The organism is Methylophaga sp. UBA3603 (assembly GCF_002375335.1).
Taxonomy (GTDB): Bacteria; Pseudomonadota; Gammaproteobacteria; order Nitrosococcales; family Methylophagaceae; genus Methylophaga.
The window spans coordinates 496039-510412 of sequence record NZ_DFMC01000009.1 but is presented as its reverse complement, the minus strand read 5'-3'; the positions used below and the strand labels follow the sequence as shown (position 1 = coordinate 510412).

General features: G+C 43.8%; 13 protein-coding genes and 1 riboswitch. Of the genes, 2 read left to right on the top strand and 11 right to left on the bottom strand.

Going from position 1 to position 14374, the window contains the following annotated elements:
• Positions 1-375 precede the first annotated feature (375 nt).
• Together lexA and B4F66_RS09695 are read right to left on the bottom strand one after the other, a co-directional pair.
• Positions 376-978, bottom strand: coding sequence for a transcriptional repressor LexA (gene lexA, locus B4F66_RS09700; RefSeq protein ID WP_292355543.1), 603 nt, complete (start codon positions 976-978; stop codon positions 376-378).
• A 1020-nt stretch (positions 979-1998) separates the two neighbouring features.
• Positions 1999-2136, bottom strand: coding sequence for a hypothetical protein (locus B4F66_RS09695; RefSeq protein WP_292355541.1), 138 nt, complete (start codon positions 2134-2136; stop codon positions 1999-2001).
• A gap of 19 nt (positions 2137-2155) precedes the next feature.
• On the opposite strand from B4F66_RS09695, the gene B4F66_RS09690 reads away from it, so the two are divergent.
• Both B4F66_RS09690 and ppsA read left to right on the top strand, forming a co-directional pair.
• Positions 2156-3046 (top strand): pyruvate, water dikinase regulatory protein, encoded by an 891-nt coding sequence (locus B4F66_RS09690; protein ID WP_292355538.1) that lies wholly within the window; start codon positions 2156-2158, stop codon positions 3044-3046.
• Between the two features lie 5 nt (positions 3047-3051).
• Entirely contained in the window at positions 3052-5409 is a 2358-nt protein-coding gene (gene ppsA / locus B4F66_RS09685; protein ID WP_292355536.1) for a phosphoenolpyruvate synthase, read from the top strand.
• Between the two features lie 85 nt (positions 5410-5494).
• Here the strand turns inward: ppsA and B4F66_RS09680 are convergent, their stop codons facing one another.
• The 9 genes from B4F66_RS09680 to recO all read right to left on the bottom strand — a co-directional run bounded on the left by B4F66_RS09680 (position 5495) and on the right by recO (position 14369).
• The gene (locus B4F66_RS09680) at positions 5495-6637 is read right to left on the bottom strand and encodes a DNA alkylation repair protein (protein ID WP_292355534.1); all 1143 of its coding nucleotides are present in this window, start codon (positions 6635-6637) and stop codon (positions 5495-5497) included.
• Positions 6638-6717: 80 nt separating this feature from the next.
• Positions 6718-7308 carry a VPLPA-CTERM sorting domain-containing protein gene (locus B4F66_RS09675; protein ID WP_292355532.1) on the bottom strand — a complete coding sequence of 197 codons (591 nt, stop codon included), beginning with the start codon at positions 7306-7308 and terminating at the stop codon, positions 6718-6720.
• 17 nt (positions 7309-7325) lie between these two features.
• Positions 7326-7405: riboswitch (cyclic di-GMP riboswitch) on the bottom strand.
• Positions 7406-7561: 156 nt separating this feature from the next.
• Positions 7562-8890, bottom strand: a complete 1329-nt coding sequence (rlmD, locus tag B4F66_RS09670; RefSeq protein ID WP_292355530.1) for a 23S rRNA (uracil(1939)-C(5))-methyltransferase RlmD — start codon at positions 8888-8890, stop codon at positions 7562-7564.
• An 81-nt stretch (positions 8891-8971) separates the two neighbouring features.
• Positions 8972-9571 carry a YdbL family probable chaperone protein gene (locus B4F66_RS09665; RefSeq protein ID WP_292355528.1) on the bottom strand — a complete coding sequence of 200 codons (600 nt, stop codon included), beginning with the start codon at positions 9569-9571 and terminating at the stop codon, positions 8972-8974.
• A gap of 11 nt (positions 9572-9582) precedes the next feature.
• Positions 9583-11640, bottom strand: coding sequence for a translocation/assembly module TamB domain-containing protein (locus B4F66_RS09660; protein ID WP_292355526.1), 2058 nt, complete (start codon positions 11638-11640; stop codon positions 9583-9585).
• Positions 11640-12527 carry a cysteine synthase CysM gene (cysM, locus tag B4F66_RS09655; protein ID WP_292355523.1) on the bottom strand — a complete coding sequence of 296 codons (888 nt, stop codon included), beginning with the start codon at positions 12525-12527 and terminating at the stop codon, positions 11640-11642. Before cysM ends, B4F66_RS09660 begins: the two co-directional genes overlap by 1 nt.
• 1 nt (position 12528) lies before the next feature.
• Positions 12529-12909, bottom strand: a complete 381-nt coding sequence (acpS, locus tag B4F66_RS09650) for a holo-ACP synthase (protein ID WP_292355521.1) — start codon at positions 12907-12909, stop codon at positions 12529-12531.
• Complete coding sequence (gene pdxJ / locus B4F66_RS09645) at positions 12906-13637, bottom strand: pyridoxine 5'-phosphate synthase (RefSeq protein ID WP_292355520.1); 732 nt, start codon at positions 13635-13637, stop codon at positions 12906-12908. The genes acpS and pdxJ overlap by 4 nt, the downstream gene beginning before the upstream one ends.
• Positions 13638-13649: 12 nt before the next feature.
• Positions 13650-14369, bottom strand: coding sequence for a DNA repair protein RecO (gene recO / locus B4F66_RS09640; protein ID WP_292355518.1), 720 nt, complete (start codon positions 14367-14369; stop codon positions 13650-13652).
• Positions 14370-14374: the final 5 nt, after the last annotated feature.

Below are 14374 nucleotides of genomic sequence, written 5' to 3'. Positions count from 1 at the left end.
TGAGCTGAAAAAGCGTCAATCAAGGCACAAGGAGCGCCTTTTGTGAGATACATCCATGTATCTCACCCCGAAGGGGCTTGCGCTCAAAAACGTTCCTGACGTTTTTGTAGTTGTTCTAAATAAGCGACGAGCAAAACTTCCGCATCCTGCTCACGCCCCTGACCTACATCCTTGTAGGCCACGCAGAGTGGCGCTTTTAAGTCACAACCCGAAGGGCTGGGACTATTTTTGCGGCCGCCTACGTTGTCAATCACTTATGTAGGATGGCTACACTGCGTGCTTTCCGCCTTGTCGGACACAAAAATAGCCGCCAGCAGTGGTGGATATGAAAGATCAACAAGCCCTAGTTCAGTTTTTGGCAACTTTCATCAGTATTCATGGATAGGTGCGTAACTGACCTACCACAACGCCCTGGATGCTGAGTCGCTTTGCATCGATCGTAACAGGCTCAAATTCGTCATTCGCTGGCATTAAGGTAATCGTTCCATCCTGGTTGACCAGCATGGTTTTCAGGGTCGCATCAAAACCATCGACTAAAGCCACAATCATGTCGCCATGTCTGGCCTGCCGGGTTGATTCAATCACCACATAATCGCCCGGCATAATACCTTTGCCAATCATCGATTCACCGCTGATTTTCAGGACATATCTACCCTTGCCTTTAAACATGATGCCAAGATCAATTTCTGATTCGTCGGCTACGGCCTCTATCAATCGGCCTGCTGCAATTTTTCCCATCATGGGGAGAATAAGCGATTGATCGGCCCCCTCCTGCTCAGTTAACTGTAAGCCCCGTGTTCTTCCCGATAATCGCTCCAGATATCCCCCGTCAATCAACGCCTGAATGTATCTGTGCGTGGTGCCTTGTGATTTGATTCCTAACCCTTCGGCAATTTCGGTAACCAAAGGTGCTTCATCATTTTCTTCAATGTAATGGCGAATAAAGTTGAGCGTATCTTGCTGTCTTTTAGTTAACATAAATTTTCCCCTAGCGAGAGAACATACCGAGAAGAGAAAATATAGAGAATCTTCTTCTTAAATACAAGCAAAATCTGTCATTTATCGTGTGTAGTCGCCATATCATTGAAAACGTAGAAAAACAGTTTATTTGAACTGGTATAATCTCCGCGCAAATGATATCGTTTCCAGTTAAAAATGAATTGCTACGAGGTAATCATGTTCAAAAAAATTGATGAATTTTTGATGCAAAAATTTCCACATATCATCTTACTCTTCACCGCTTTCTGGTTGGGGTTAGTGGCTATCGGGTGGTTTTTGTCTAAATAGTTACAACTGCTTTTTAGTGAAAAAAAACAACACTGGTTTGATTTGATCCAGATCAATGTCTTCTAGCCCAGCCAGCACGATAATCAACAACGAAAACTTGTTATTAAGCAACGTTGTTAAGGAGGATTATCATGCACAAGTTAGAAGAATGGCTGATGGAGCACTTCATTGAGTTTATTGTATTTATTTCAGTGGTCTGTATTGGCCTGGTAGCATTTGGTTTATTCATGTCCTGAATAGACCACTCTGTTTATACATTAAAGAGCTGGAGTCTTTAGAGGTAATAATTCCGGTTACAGTTTAGTATCTGATAATAAAACTTAATTTGCTTTATCGGATTGCTGGCTGAAAGATTGTTTCGGGGTCACATCTTTTGTAGGGCCGGGTATCAAAATACTGAATACGTTTCAGTATACGTTTTGGTGTCTGATGGAATATTGGATGTCCGTTTCAAGCTAAAACAATCAATATCCAGTTTGTTAAAACTTAGTTATTATTCGGCATATTCCATTAAATGCTGAAGCATTTTTTATGCATTAAATAAAACACCTTATTATGCCTCCATTGTCAAATGAACAAATTTGGTGTAACCCTGCCAACGTCCTTTAATAGGCTCTAATACGCCAGTTTTGAAAATACCAGATAACTTTATTTAGCTTTCTGAACGTCGCTAAATCAGCTTTCTAAGTGCAATACTACAGAGTTGAATTTTTAGTGTTCTATCGGTGCAGGATGAACGGCGATACCGGCTGATAAATTACCATACAAAGCGTTACCATCAATTGAGCGAAATTGATATTTGAGCTTATCTCTTCCTGCAACAAACTTTTTGTTGATCAATACAGCCATTTCAGCACATCATTATCTAATGAACGATGTAACCGAAAATAATACTCAACAAATCAGAAACGTATTTTTTGTATCAGATCGGACCGGTTTGACCGCAGAATCGTACGGAAAATGTCTATTGGCGCAATTTCCTGATATTGAATTCGAAACAATTACTCTGGCTTTTGTCGACACTAAAGAAAAAGCTGAGGAAGCACGCGAGCAAATTAATGCGCTTTGTGCCGAATCGCATTTGCCCCCACTGGTTTTCAGCACCTTAGTGAATAACGAAGCCCAAGAGATTATCGAAGACTGTGATGGATTTGTAATCAGTTTATTTCATCAGTTCATCGGTTCGATGGAAAAATTTCTGAATATTGAATCATCACAGAAACTCGGTGTATCGCGAATTTCAATTAGCGATACCACTTATCAGAAACGTCTGGATGCCATAGATTATGCGCTGACGCATGATGATGGTATTCGTCCCGATCAGTATGAAGAATCTGATATCATTTTAGTCGGTGTTTCACGATGTGGTAAAACACCCACCAGTTTGTATTTAGCAATGAACTTCTCCCTCAAAGTGGCTAACTATCCGTTAACCGTTGAAGATTTGGAAGCAGAAGAACTACCTGAGTATCTTAAAATTCATCAACATAAACTTGCCGGCTTAACTATTAAACCGGTGCCGCTGAGTCGAATTCGCCGACAACGCCGCCCTGATAGTAATTATTCCTCTTTGGAAATCTGTCAGGCAGAATTAGACAAAGCGATGATTATGTTTGAGAAAGTGAATATTCCGGTATTTGATACTACAAATACTTCTATTGAGGAAATATCCAGCCGTGTTGTTCGCTCTATGGGCCTCGCGCGTGAGCGCATCCGCGAATCAACCATTACATTTAATAAAACTAAAAATTTAAGGTAGTAGTCATGACCGAATATGTAATTCCACTTGATAAGTTGTGCATGAATGATGTCGGCAGAGTTGGTGGGAAAAATGCTTCTTTAGGTGAAATGTTGCAGAATTTAGCACCGTTGGGTGTAGCTGTTCCAAGCGGTTTTGCGACTACGGCAGATGCTTACAGAGAGTTTTTAAAGCATGACGGACTACAAGACCAGATAAACGAATTATTACGTGAACTGAATGTTGACGATGTCGTTGCACTTCAGAAAGCGGGTAAAACCATCCGTGAATGGATCATGACCATTCCTTATCCGGAAAAAATGGAAGCCGCAATTGATGAAGCTTATGAAAAGCTAGTAGAAGAATACGGTACTTCTACCAGCTGGGCGGTACGTTCATCTGCCACCGCAGAAGACTTACCCGATGCATCGTTTGCCGGACAACAGGAAACCTTTCTGAATGTTTCCGGTTTAGACCATATCAAGTTTGCTATCAGAGAAGTCTTTGCGTCACTGTTTAACGATCGAGCGATTGCCTATCGCGATCACCAAGGATTTGAACACAGCGAAGTGGCTTTGTCTGCTGGTATCCAGAAGATGGTGCGCTCTGACATTGCTTCTGCCGGTGTGGCTTTTACCCTGGATACTGAAAGCGGTTTTCGTGATGTGGTCTTTATCACTGGCAGTTACGGTCTTGGCGAGATGGTGGTACAAGGCGCGGTTAATCCAGATGAGTTTTACGTGCATAAAACCACATTAACTGCTGATCGTCCTGCGGTATTACGCAGAACTCTGGGCCAGAAAGCGCTTAAAATGGTTTACTCAGGTGATGCAAAATCACCGGTTAAAACCGTTGATGTCGATCCCGAAGAACGATTGCATTTTTGTCTGAATGATGAAGAAATTGAATCATTGGCCCGCATGGCGATGATTATTGAAAAGCATTACCAAAGACCAATGGATATCGAATGGGCAAAAGATGGTAACGATGGCCAGATTTACATTGTTCAGGCTCGCCCGGAAACGGTTGAAAGCCGCAGTGTAAATGTTACTGAGCAATTCATTTTAAAAGATAAAGGTGAATTGTTGGCCCGTGGTCGCGCCATTGGTAGGAAAATTGGCAGTGGTCGGGTTCGGATTCTGAGCAGCCTCGATCAGATGGATCAATTTGAAGCGGGCGATGTATTACTAACAGATATGACGGATCCTGATTGGGAACCGATCATGAAAAAAGCGGCGGCGATTATTACTAATCGTGGTGGTCGCACCTGTCATGCCGCTATCATTGCACGTGAATTAGGTATCCCGGCTGTAGTAGGCTGTGGCGATGCTACTGAAAAAGTTGCTGAAGGCATTTCAGCCACAGTTTCCTGTGCCGAAGGTGATGAAGGTTATATTTATCAGGGACTGCTTGAGTTTGAACATCGGGTTCAGTCTTTGGACCAAATGCCTGAGTTACCCGTCAAAATTATGATGAATGTGGGGAATCCTGACCGTGCATTCAGCTTTTCACAACTCCCTAATGACGGTGTTGGTCTGGCTCGGCTGGAATTCATTATAAATAATATGATCGGTATTCATCCGAAAGCATTGATGGCCGCCGATAAAATGGATGCGGAAGTACAACAGGTTATCCGCGAAAAAACTACTGCTTATGGCGACCCGGTTGAGTTTTATATCAGCCGTATTACGGAAGGTGTTTCGACTATTGCTGCGGCATTTTATCCATCCAAAGTGATTGTGCGTATGTCCGATTTTAAATCGAATGAATATGGCAACCTCGTTGGTGGCGCTGAATTTGAACCACACGAAGAAAATCCCATGATTGGTTTCCGTGGGGCAGCACGCTACAGCTCTCCGGAATTCGAGGCCTGCTTTGAATTGGAATGTGAAGCGATCAAGCGTGTCCGTGATGTCATGGGTTTAACCAATGTTGAAGTCATGATTCCTTTTGTACGGACGTTGAGTGAAGCTGAAGCCGTCATCAAAATTTTGAAAAAGAATGGTCTGGAACGCGGTAAAAATGGCCTGCGGTTGATCATGATGTGTGAATTACCATCCAATGCAGTACTGGCAGATCAATTTCTGGAATTCTTTGATGGCTTTTCAATCGGGTCTAACGATATGACTCAGCTGACATTGGGGCTCGACCGGGATTCTGCACAAATTGCCGCAGCATTTGATGAACGTGATCCAGCGGTATTGGCGATGCTGGAGATGGCGATTAATGCCTGTCACAAAGCAGATAAATACGTCGGTATCTGTGGACAAGGACCTTCGGATCATCCTGATTTAGCAGCATGGCTGCTTGAACGTGGAATCAGCAGTATTTCACTAAATCCGGATACGGTGGTCAGTACTTGGCAGGCATTAGCTAAACAGTAAAATCGATTAAATTTACACCAAACAAAATGAGCCCTCCGGGGCTCATTTTATTTCTGTTGATAATTTATTTGGTAGTATCTTTAATTCAATCAAGTACTAGATTCACCGTCGCCTGGTTATGAACCACGCCGTTGATAAGTATTTCAATAGTGTGTTGGCCACCATAGTATTGCCGGGTAGTCAGTTTTAAAAATCCGTGTGACTTCTTTAGATAGATACTTTCCTTGGCCGGTAAAGCGATGTTTTTCCATTTATAAACTTTCGCGGTGGTCTTGCCGTTGTTTTTGACATGCCAGACACGATAATCCACCACCAATTGTTGAGCCTGACTGGTTTTAGAATGGATAGACAACAACATTTCCAATTTTTGACCCAATGTCACATCTTGCTCAGTTAAATCAAAGTCTATCTCAACGGCTGGGTGGTCACTATAACCCAGTAATGGGAATACAGCTGGCTCACCTGCCTTAATCAGACTGCGAAGCCCGTGACGGATAATCCAGCGACGTTGAGGTGTGGAATTTTTCAACCAATCACGACAGATATCGATTACTCGCTGTGGATGGTCTTTACTAATGTCATTTAAATTATTGGCAACAGATTTTTGGACATATTTACTTTTGTCATCTCTGAGCTGACTCAGTATTTCAAATACCGGCTGCGGGTCTTGTTTTAATGCCTTTAAATGCCCTCCCCAAGGTAATCTTGGCCGCATCCCTTCTGATGCCAGTCGCCGGACATGCTCATTCTCATCATCACACCATCGCAATAATTCTTTGAAGGTCAGCTCAAAATGTTGTTCTATGTAGGGTCTGATAGCAAATTCTGCAGTAAACAATGGTGTGAGATGCTTTAACACATCCAGTGCGATTGTCGGCTGCTGCAGCCCTTGCTTTCCAGCATAGTCAATTAATGGCCATGCCATAAAACTATGCCAACCTTTACTGGGCTCCTGATTGGGCCAGTGCGCGGCAACCTGCTTCAACCATTTGGCATTCACAGAGAAATCCTCAACCAGTAATACTGCCAAAACGTTACTAAGATGGTTGACGCGGGTTTTAAGTGGCATGGATTCCAACTGTGACATTGCCATAACCCTGAACTTATCGTCAGGAAAATCCGGTTGATAGCCTTTGATTAATCCTGCTAACACATCGATAGAATTGGCATTTATATGATCTTTTAATAAAGCTGGGGGCGATTCAGCTAACGGATCAGACTTTGCCATTTCAACTCACTCTTTTTTTCAGACATAAAAAAACCGTGGCTCGAAAGCCACGGTTTTTATTTTACGGTATTACGAGAGAGTTAAGCTTGTTGGTTTGCTTTTGTTCTTCTGCGAACAGCCATAAAGCCCATTAAACCTGAACCGAACAACCATACCGCTGCTGGTAAAGGAACCTCACTAATAGGCGGACAGTAGACGCCAGAAACTTCCAGTTTTGACCAAAAAACGTCTTCTGAATTATCGGTGAAAAGCGCTTTCAGTGATAAACCATCAATAATTTCATCAAAAAGACTAGAGCTTAATGAAAAAACATCGTAACCGCCATCTAGCCAGCCAATATGCTCAAGTCCAGTGCCATACCAATTATCTGTATAAGCGAAAATTTTATCCCACCCGAAAATAAAAAAGTTATCAGCATTAGATTTTACAGTTAAAGTTGCTGATTCAATTGTCAAATCAGCTACATCGATACTATCGAAACCCCAGTAAGCGTATTTTCCACTGTTATTAATATCGCCAGTCGTCAAGGTAGTTGAGAAAGGCTGGCTATTATCACAGAGATCACCATTATCACAGTAATGTGGTTTAGGATGATAAAAAGTGGCTGATGCAGTTGTAGAAAAACCTAACATCAAAAGTGTCGCGGCAAAGATTGGTGTTAATAATTTCATTTACATTTCCTTCCTGAAAATGCAACCCGGCTATCTTATTAAGGAAGACCCGTGGCTTTCCGTCTCTTGGCTCACACCAAGGTTGGCACTCAAATATTTAGTATTGCTCCGGTTCATTCCTGGAGCAATGTTGCCTATATTAAAGGAAAAATTTCCTAAAACTATTGTACCTTGGTACTAAATAGGGAACTTTTTTAACTTCAATTTCCGAGTACTTTGTGAACCATTTAAAACTACTAGAAATATTTTCCCATCATTTTTGAAATAATGCGATCGATTCAACATGACTGGTATGAGGAAACATATCCATGATGCCGGTTTGTACAAGCGTATATCCATATTGATTCACAAGTTCACCGGCATCACGGGCCAGAGTAGCGGGGTTACAGGAAACGTAAACAATGGTTTTGGCGCCCAGATCAGCAATCTGACCCAGCACTTCAAACGCGCCGCTTCTGGGAGGATCCAGTAATACTTTTGTGAAACCTTCCTGTGCCCAAGGATAATCTTTCAATTGTGTTATCGTTAAATCAGCCATTTCAAATACAGCGTTGTCCAGACCATTCATCCCGGCATTTCTCTGTGCATGTGCCACTAGAGATTTATCCCCTTCTACCCCAATCACACTTCGGACACGTTTTGCCAAAGGCAGGGTAAAGTTACCCAAACCACAAAACAGATCCAGTACCCGATCGGTTTCCTGCAAATCAAGCATCTCAATCGCCTTGGCAATCATTTTATGGTTGATAGCGGCGTTGACCTGAGTAAAGTCGCCCGGGGCAAATTCCAGTCTGAGACCTTCTTCAGGTGCATAATGCAATTGTGGTGCTTCAGGCCATAATGGACTGACGGTATCCGGCCCGCCTGGTTGTTGATAGATCCACAAATCCTTTTGCTGACCATAGTTAATCAATTTTTGCTTATCTGTTTCACACAATGGATCCATGTTCCGGAAAACCAGAGCTGTATTGGCATCATCCATCGCCACTTCTATTTGTGCGATTCGGTTATAGGCTTCAAGGCTGGCAATCATTTCCCCCAGCTCTTCCAGGCGTAATCCAACGCGTGGATCCAATACTTCACATTGCGTTAACTCAGCCAGATAAGGTGACCCTTTTTCTCTAAAGCCGACCAGCACTTTTTCTTTTTTGGTCACATAACGGACACCTAAACGAGCTTTACGTCGATAGCCCCACAGAGGGCCAGTTAACGGTGCTAACCAATTCTCTGGTGTCAGTTGTCCAAAGTGCGAAAGCTGTTCCTTTAAGGTGTCTTGTTTCAGGCTTAACTGAGCTTCTGGTGACATATGCATCAAACTGCACCCACCACACACACCAAAATGTTGGCATTTTGCTTCAACGCGATCCTTGGAGGCAGACTCAATCGAGATTACTTTGGCCTCATCATATTTTTTATGCAGCCGGGTATATTTAAACGACACATTTTCACCCGCCAACGCACCGTCGACAAAGACGGTTTTACCCTCAATTCGGGCAATGCCACGACCATCATGAGAAAGACTCTCTATAGTTGCCTGAACAGCTTCTGTAGGGAGCCGTTTTCTGTGATTACGTCGTGCCATTTGTTAAACCTTTAAACGAAAATTACATAAAAAAAGTCCGGTCATGCTTTTGCATAACCGGACTTAAACTTGATTGAAAAATTATTTTTGCTTCCAGCTGCCGCCTTGCTGATACCACCAACCTTTGGCTGCATTGCTTATCCAGCGTCTGGCAAAGGTTTCCTGGATATCAGATTCCCATTCAGGATGCCCGTTAGCACGGGCTATTTCAGCGTATAAGGCGTTACGATCCTGATTCTCTTCAGCGATCAGAGTATTTACTGTATTACGATCTTTTAATGGCACTGCAGAGGCATCACGCAAGGTAATCAGACCATTACTGGTTAATCCCACCGCACCGGTTTGATAAAACGGATGAAGTTTCTCATGGCGCTGTTTCATTTTTGCCTGCAAAGCATTAATTGCCGGCGAATTAATATTCAAATTAGCTTCTGCCTGCGCCGGTGAGACCAACCAGTTCAATACCTGCATTGCAAGCGGCATATTCTGTTTTAAAGCACTAGTACTGTCTTCCGATTCAGTCGGTTGTGGCTGCGTCGGGTTTTCGCGTCCCCATACATCTTCAATAATTCGATCTGCAGCTTTTTCAGCAGCCGCTGCCGGAAAATAGATATTGATTGTCACACAGGAAATCAGCATTAACCCTGCGGTAGTGCCCGTTAACCATTTTAATAAACCCATTCGATTTTCCTTTATTGAATAACTGGCCCGTCGCTTTGACTGACCGCTTTTAATCTGGCGATTAATTCTGGCCAATCCACCTCACGGTTATAGCCAATCACATTAATCCATGGTGGCAGGCCGCCACCTTTAACAATATAGTACCCTTGCTCAGCAGGTTCTATACCACCCATCTGACAGACAGAATTCATCAAACGACAACTTAGACCAATTTTGCTATAGGAAAAATCTTCAAACAGGCCCATAAACCCACGCGATAAAATGGCAGCCGGACCACCACCAATCTGCGAAAGATTATTGACGGCACGCTGACTTATTCGCCGCCGACCTGGATCCTCTTCTGGTGTCTCAAATAATGCATCAAATTGCACCGGTTGCCAGTTTGATAAGCGTAAATTATGGATACGACCATCTAATTTGCCGCTTATATTACCAAAATCGAAAGTATTGGTGAGCGTCTGTAGATCCAGACGGTTAATATCGATATTGGCATACAACTGAGGCAGGCTTCCGAATGGCTGTTGTAAACGGAGATCTCTAATCACCGTCGTGCCATCAAATAATTTCAGTAACAATGCTCCATCGACAGTGATCTCTTCATCAGCATAACTGACTTTGGGGATCATGCCGGACAATTTACCTTGAAGCGTTGGCCAGCCCAGTAAAGGACTTAATTGATCCATTGAAATCGGGCTTAATAATCCCTCAAACTGCCAGCTTCTTCCCTGCTCTTCATCAAGACTTAATTGAAAGTCATTCAGTGATAATGCTCCATCCAGAATAGGTAATGACAAATTGGAAAATTGAATCTGATTCTGACTCGCTTCTGCCTGTAAGGTTGAGCCACCCAATGGCAAGGATAAAATAGAAGCCGAGTTCCAGCGTAAATCAATCGGTATCACTGACTCCTGGTTAGTCCATCCCAGTTCCCCTTCAAGGTTATCAATAGCAAACCGTCCAGCATCATCGACTATCGTGACCGACTGTAAATTCATTTGAAACAGATATTGCTCTGGCTGCCATTGCAAACTGGCTGTTAACTCCCCGGTGGTTTGCAAATGACTCAGGGACGAACCTGGAATAAATGGTTGTAACCAGTCTTTATATAATTGTGCTAAATCAGTGCTACGGAGGTCCATTTGCAGATGTGTTAATTGCGTTGCCTTACCATTTAACTCTGCATTGGCTGAAATGGAAGTGCTTTGTGAAAATTCAACATCATTTATCTGCCATGTTTTGTTGGCATTATTGAATTGTCCTTCACTGCTTAACGTGACAGAGTGTTCAGCCAAATCCAAAAAGATCGGTTCAAAGTAGGTCTGGCCCTTATCGATAGTTAGCGTTTGCTGCCATGACGAGCGATCATTTTCGATTTGCAGTGCCAGTTGTATTTGGGCTGCCAGAGCTTCGCCAGCATAACTTCCGCTGGGATCAGCAAACATTACATCTCTTAGTTTTCCGGAAACTTTTGCCGAGGCTAAGTGTGTTTGATTACCGGTAAGTTCTGCATCAATATCCATTAGGGCATTGATATTCCATTGCGAAAGTAATTCCAGTTGCTTTTCATTAACGTATGGACCGATAAATTTAACCAAGCTGTTTAACGCAACATTTTCCCCGGCCACCTGAGCTTGCCATTGACCCTGTTGGTAATCCGCCTGAACGTCCATGCTGCCTTGATCCAGCTGGATACCTGTTAAAGTCAGTTGATAATTTTCTTCTTCTGCACGAGATTTAATATTGAATGCTATTTTTTGGTTGCCCCAAAGAGCATGGCTGAAGTCCAGTTGACCAGACTGACAATCTATTTGCCCGGATAACCAGCGTAAGGTTTCACAGCGCAGTCTGACATTTTTTAACAGACCTACTGGTGCTGTTAACTGTAATTGTTTGGCTGTGGCAGTAAGCGCTAATCCGGTGGATTGTAAATTGACTTCAACTTGCAAATCAGTGATGTCGACTTGCTCGCTTGACCAGGAGCCGATCTGAATAGCCGCCTGTTCTATTGCATGTAACTGGGAGGTCGCTACCAGTAATAAAACCAATAAGACTAGAGTCCTGGTTAGCATTAGTCTGCCGGAAACACACCTGTAGAAAGATAGCGATCACCACGATCACAAATAATGCAGACGATAACAGCATTGGAAACCGTTTCCGATAATCGTAACGCAGCAGCAACACTGCCACCTGATGAAACGCCACAGAAGATGCCTTCATCACGGGCCAGTTTGCGCATGGTGTCTTCAGCAACTTCCTGTTCTACATCCAACGTCATATCTACTCGTTCCGGCTCAAAGATTTCTGGCAGATAAGCAGCTGACCAGCGTCGGATACCCGGTATTTTTGAGCCTTCGACGGGTTGAACCCCGACTATCTGAACTGCTGGATTCTGTTGTTTCAAATATCTGGAAACCCCCATAATGGTGCCAGTTGTTCCCATGGCGCTGACAAAATGGGTTACTTCTCCATTGGTATCCCGCCAGATTTCAGGTCCGGTCGTTTCATAATGCGCTAATGGATTATCAAAATTACCAAACTGATTCAGAACTTTGCCTTCCCCCATCGCCTGCATCTGCAGCGCCAAATCACGTGCGGATTCCATTCCATCGGTTAAAATAATTTCGGCACCATAAGCCCGCATTGAAGCCCGCCGTTCCGAACTCATATTTTCCGGCATAATCAGAATCATCCGATATCCCAGAATAGCGGTGACCATTGCCAGCGCAATACCGGTATTGCCACTGGTCGCCTCTATCAGCGTATCGCCAGGCTTAATATCACCTCTCAGTTGAGCATGGCGAATCATGCTGGCAACCGGCCGATCTTTAACCGATCCGGCAGGGTTATTACCTTCCAGCTTAGCCAAAATCGTATTACTGGTATTGCCGGGCAATCGCTGTAAACGGACCAGAGGTGTATTGCCTATGCAGGATTCAATGGTGGGATATTGTGACATTCTAACCTTCCACCAGGACAACATAGGCGGTGGCATAATCACCATCGTCACTCAGACTGAGCATAGCTGTCTGGATATTTTTTTCTGACAATAACTGTTCGGCATAAGCATTAAAGACCAGTTCCGGTTTGCCCAGACTATTATTGCGAACGGCGATATGTTGCAGGCTTAACCCATCCCGAAAGCCTGTGCCCAAGGCTTTGGCCGTGGCTTCTTTTGCAGCAAACCGTTTAGCCAGAAATGCGGCAGGTTGCTGGTTTTTTTGAAACTGCTCGAATTCGCTCACATCCAGAATACGCTGTGCGGCTTTATCGCCGTACTTTTTTAACATTTCTGCGATACGGGGAATATGCACTAAATCCGTGCCAATACCACTGATCATGAATGTCGTGCACCTAACATCAGTTTTTTCATTTCCCGGACGGCTTCCTGAAAGCCGGTAAAGAATGATCGTGCCACAATGGCGTGGCCGATATTCAGCTCCACCAGCTCTTTAATCTCTGCGATGGGTCTTACATTGTGATAATGCAAACCATGACCAGCATTCACCTGCAAGCCCATAGCATGGGCTTTTTCAGCAGCTTGACGAATGATTTTCAGCTCATGCTGGGCTTCAGCCGCTGAACTAGCCTCGGCATAACGACCGGTATGTAACTCAATGACCGGCGCACCACAGGCCGCAGCAGCTTCAATTTGTTTCATTTCTGGATCAATAAATAATGAAACAGTAATGCCGGCTTCTGCTAATCGCGAACAGGCGTCATGCATTCTGGATTGTTGTCCGGCAACGTCCAGCCCACCTTCCGTGGTTAACTCTTCTCTGCGTTCCGGTACCAGACAGCAATCAGCTGGACGGTATAGTTCAGCGATGCCAAGCATTTCTTCGGTTACCGCCATCTCCAGATTCATTTTGGTTTGCAGAATATCGGCCAGCATTCTGACATCGCGATCCTGAATATGCCGGCGATCTTCGCGTAAATGCAGCGTAATACTGTCAGCACCGGCTTGTTCGGCTTCAATAGCTGCCTGAATCGGATCGGGGTAACGGGTACCGCGGGCTTGTCTTAACGTGGCCACATGATCAATATTAACGCCAAGATAAATCGACATGATGTTCCTTAATTAATTCGCTGTTTTAGGGCCGGCATAACGTTGCATTTCAGCAAACAACTGCCGGCTTTTCAGCGGTTTGCCATCCAAATGATAGTTTATTATCAAACGCATTAAATGTTTTGTTTCATTGAGGCTAACCGGATCACTCAGTTTTTCCTGCTGTAGCTGTGACAAACTGGCTCCTGAAATAATCCTTTTTCTGTCATTTGCCAGACAAGGTTGCAACCCAAGCTCCGGCTGATAACTGTAATGCTGTTCATCGGACACTGGCTCACCCTGACTATCGTTGTTCAGGTCCAGCCCATAACCTAACGCTTCCAGCAATCGCTTTTCAAAAAGTCTTAACACTTGCTCAGCCTTCTCAGCCTGCTGTAAGCCATCCAAAGCTTTTTGATATGCATCAAACACCATTGGTTCTGCTTGCTGCTGGGTTAACAATCTGACTAATAATTCATTGATATAAAGACCGCATAAAGCAGCATGACCCTGCAACCAATAAGGTGCGCTGGTCGTTTCAATTTTGCTTATTGTCAGTAAGTCACCTCTTCCAAACCAGTTTACCCAAAGCGGTTGGAATAATTGGAGTGGGTTATTGTGACGGCGTTTGTTTTGGCGCATGCCGCGGGCTACCAAGCTTAATCGACCATAATCTTCAGTAAATACATCCAGCAAAAAACTGGTTTCCCGATAAGGACGTTGGTGTAAAACAAATGCCTGGGTGAATTCCACCGTAA

Coding starts and splice junctions, on each gene's coding strand:
- lexA (WP_292355543.1), bottom strand. CDS start 978: ATGTTAACTAAAAGACAGCAAGATACGCTCAACTTTATTCGCCATTAC.
- B4F66_RS09695 (WP_292355541.1), bottom strand. CDS start 2,136: ATGGCTGTATTGATCAACAAAAAGTTTGTTGCAGGAAGAGATAAGCTC.
- B4F66_RS09690 (WP_292355538.1), top strand. CDS start 2,156: ATGAACGATGTAACCGAAAATAATACTCAACAAATCAGAAACGTATTT.
- ppsA (WP_292355536.1), top strand. CDS start 3,052: ATGACCGAATATGTAATTCCACTTGATAAGTTGTGCATGAATGATGTC.
- B4F66_RS09680 (WP_292355534.1), bottom strand. CDS start 6,637: ATGGCAAAGTCTGATCCGTTAGCTGAATCGCCCCCAGCTTTATTAAAA.
- B4F66_RS09675 (WP_292355532.1), bottom strand. CDS start 7,308: ATGAAATTATTAACACCAATCTTTGCCGCGACACTTTTGATGTTAGGT.
- rlmD (WP_292355530.1), bottom strand. CDS start 8,890: ATGGCACGACGTAATCACAGAAAACGGCTCCCTACAGAAGCTGTTCAG.
- B4F66_RS09665 (WP_292355528.1), bottom strand. CDS start 9,571: ATGGGTTTATTAAAATGGTTAACGGGCACTACCGCAGGGTTAATGCTG.
- B4F66_RS09660 (WP_292355526.1), bottom strand. CDS start 11,640: ATGCTAACCAGGACTCTAGTCTTATTGGTTTTATTACTGGTAGCGACC.
- cysM (WP_292355523.1), bottom strand. CDS start 12,527: ATGTCACAATATCCCACCATTGAATCCTGCATAGGCAATACACCTCTG.
- acpS (WP_292355521.1), bottom strand. CDS start 12,909: ATGATCAGTGGTATTGGCACGGATTTAGTGCATATTCCCCGTATCGCA.
- pdxJ (WP_292355520.1), bottom strand. CDS start 13,637: ATGTCGATTTATCTTGGCGTTAATATTGATCATGTGGCCACGTTAAGA.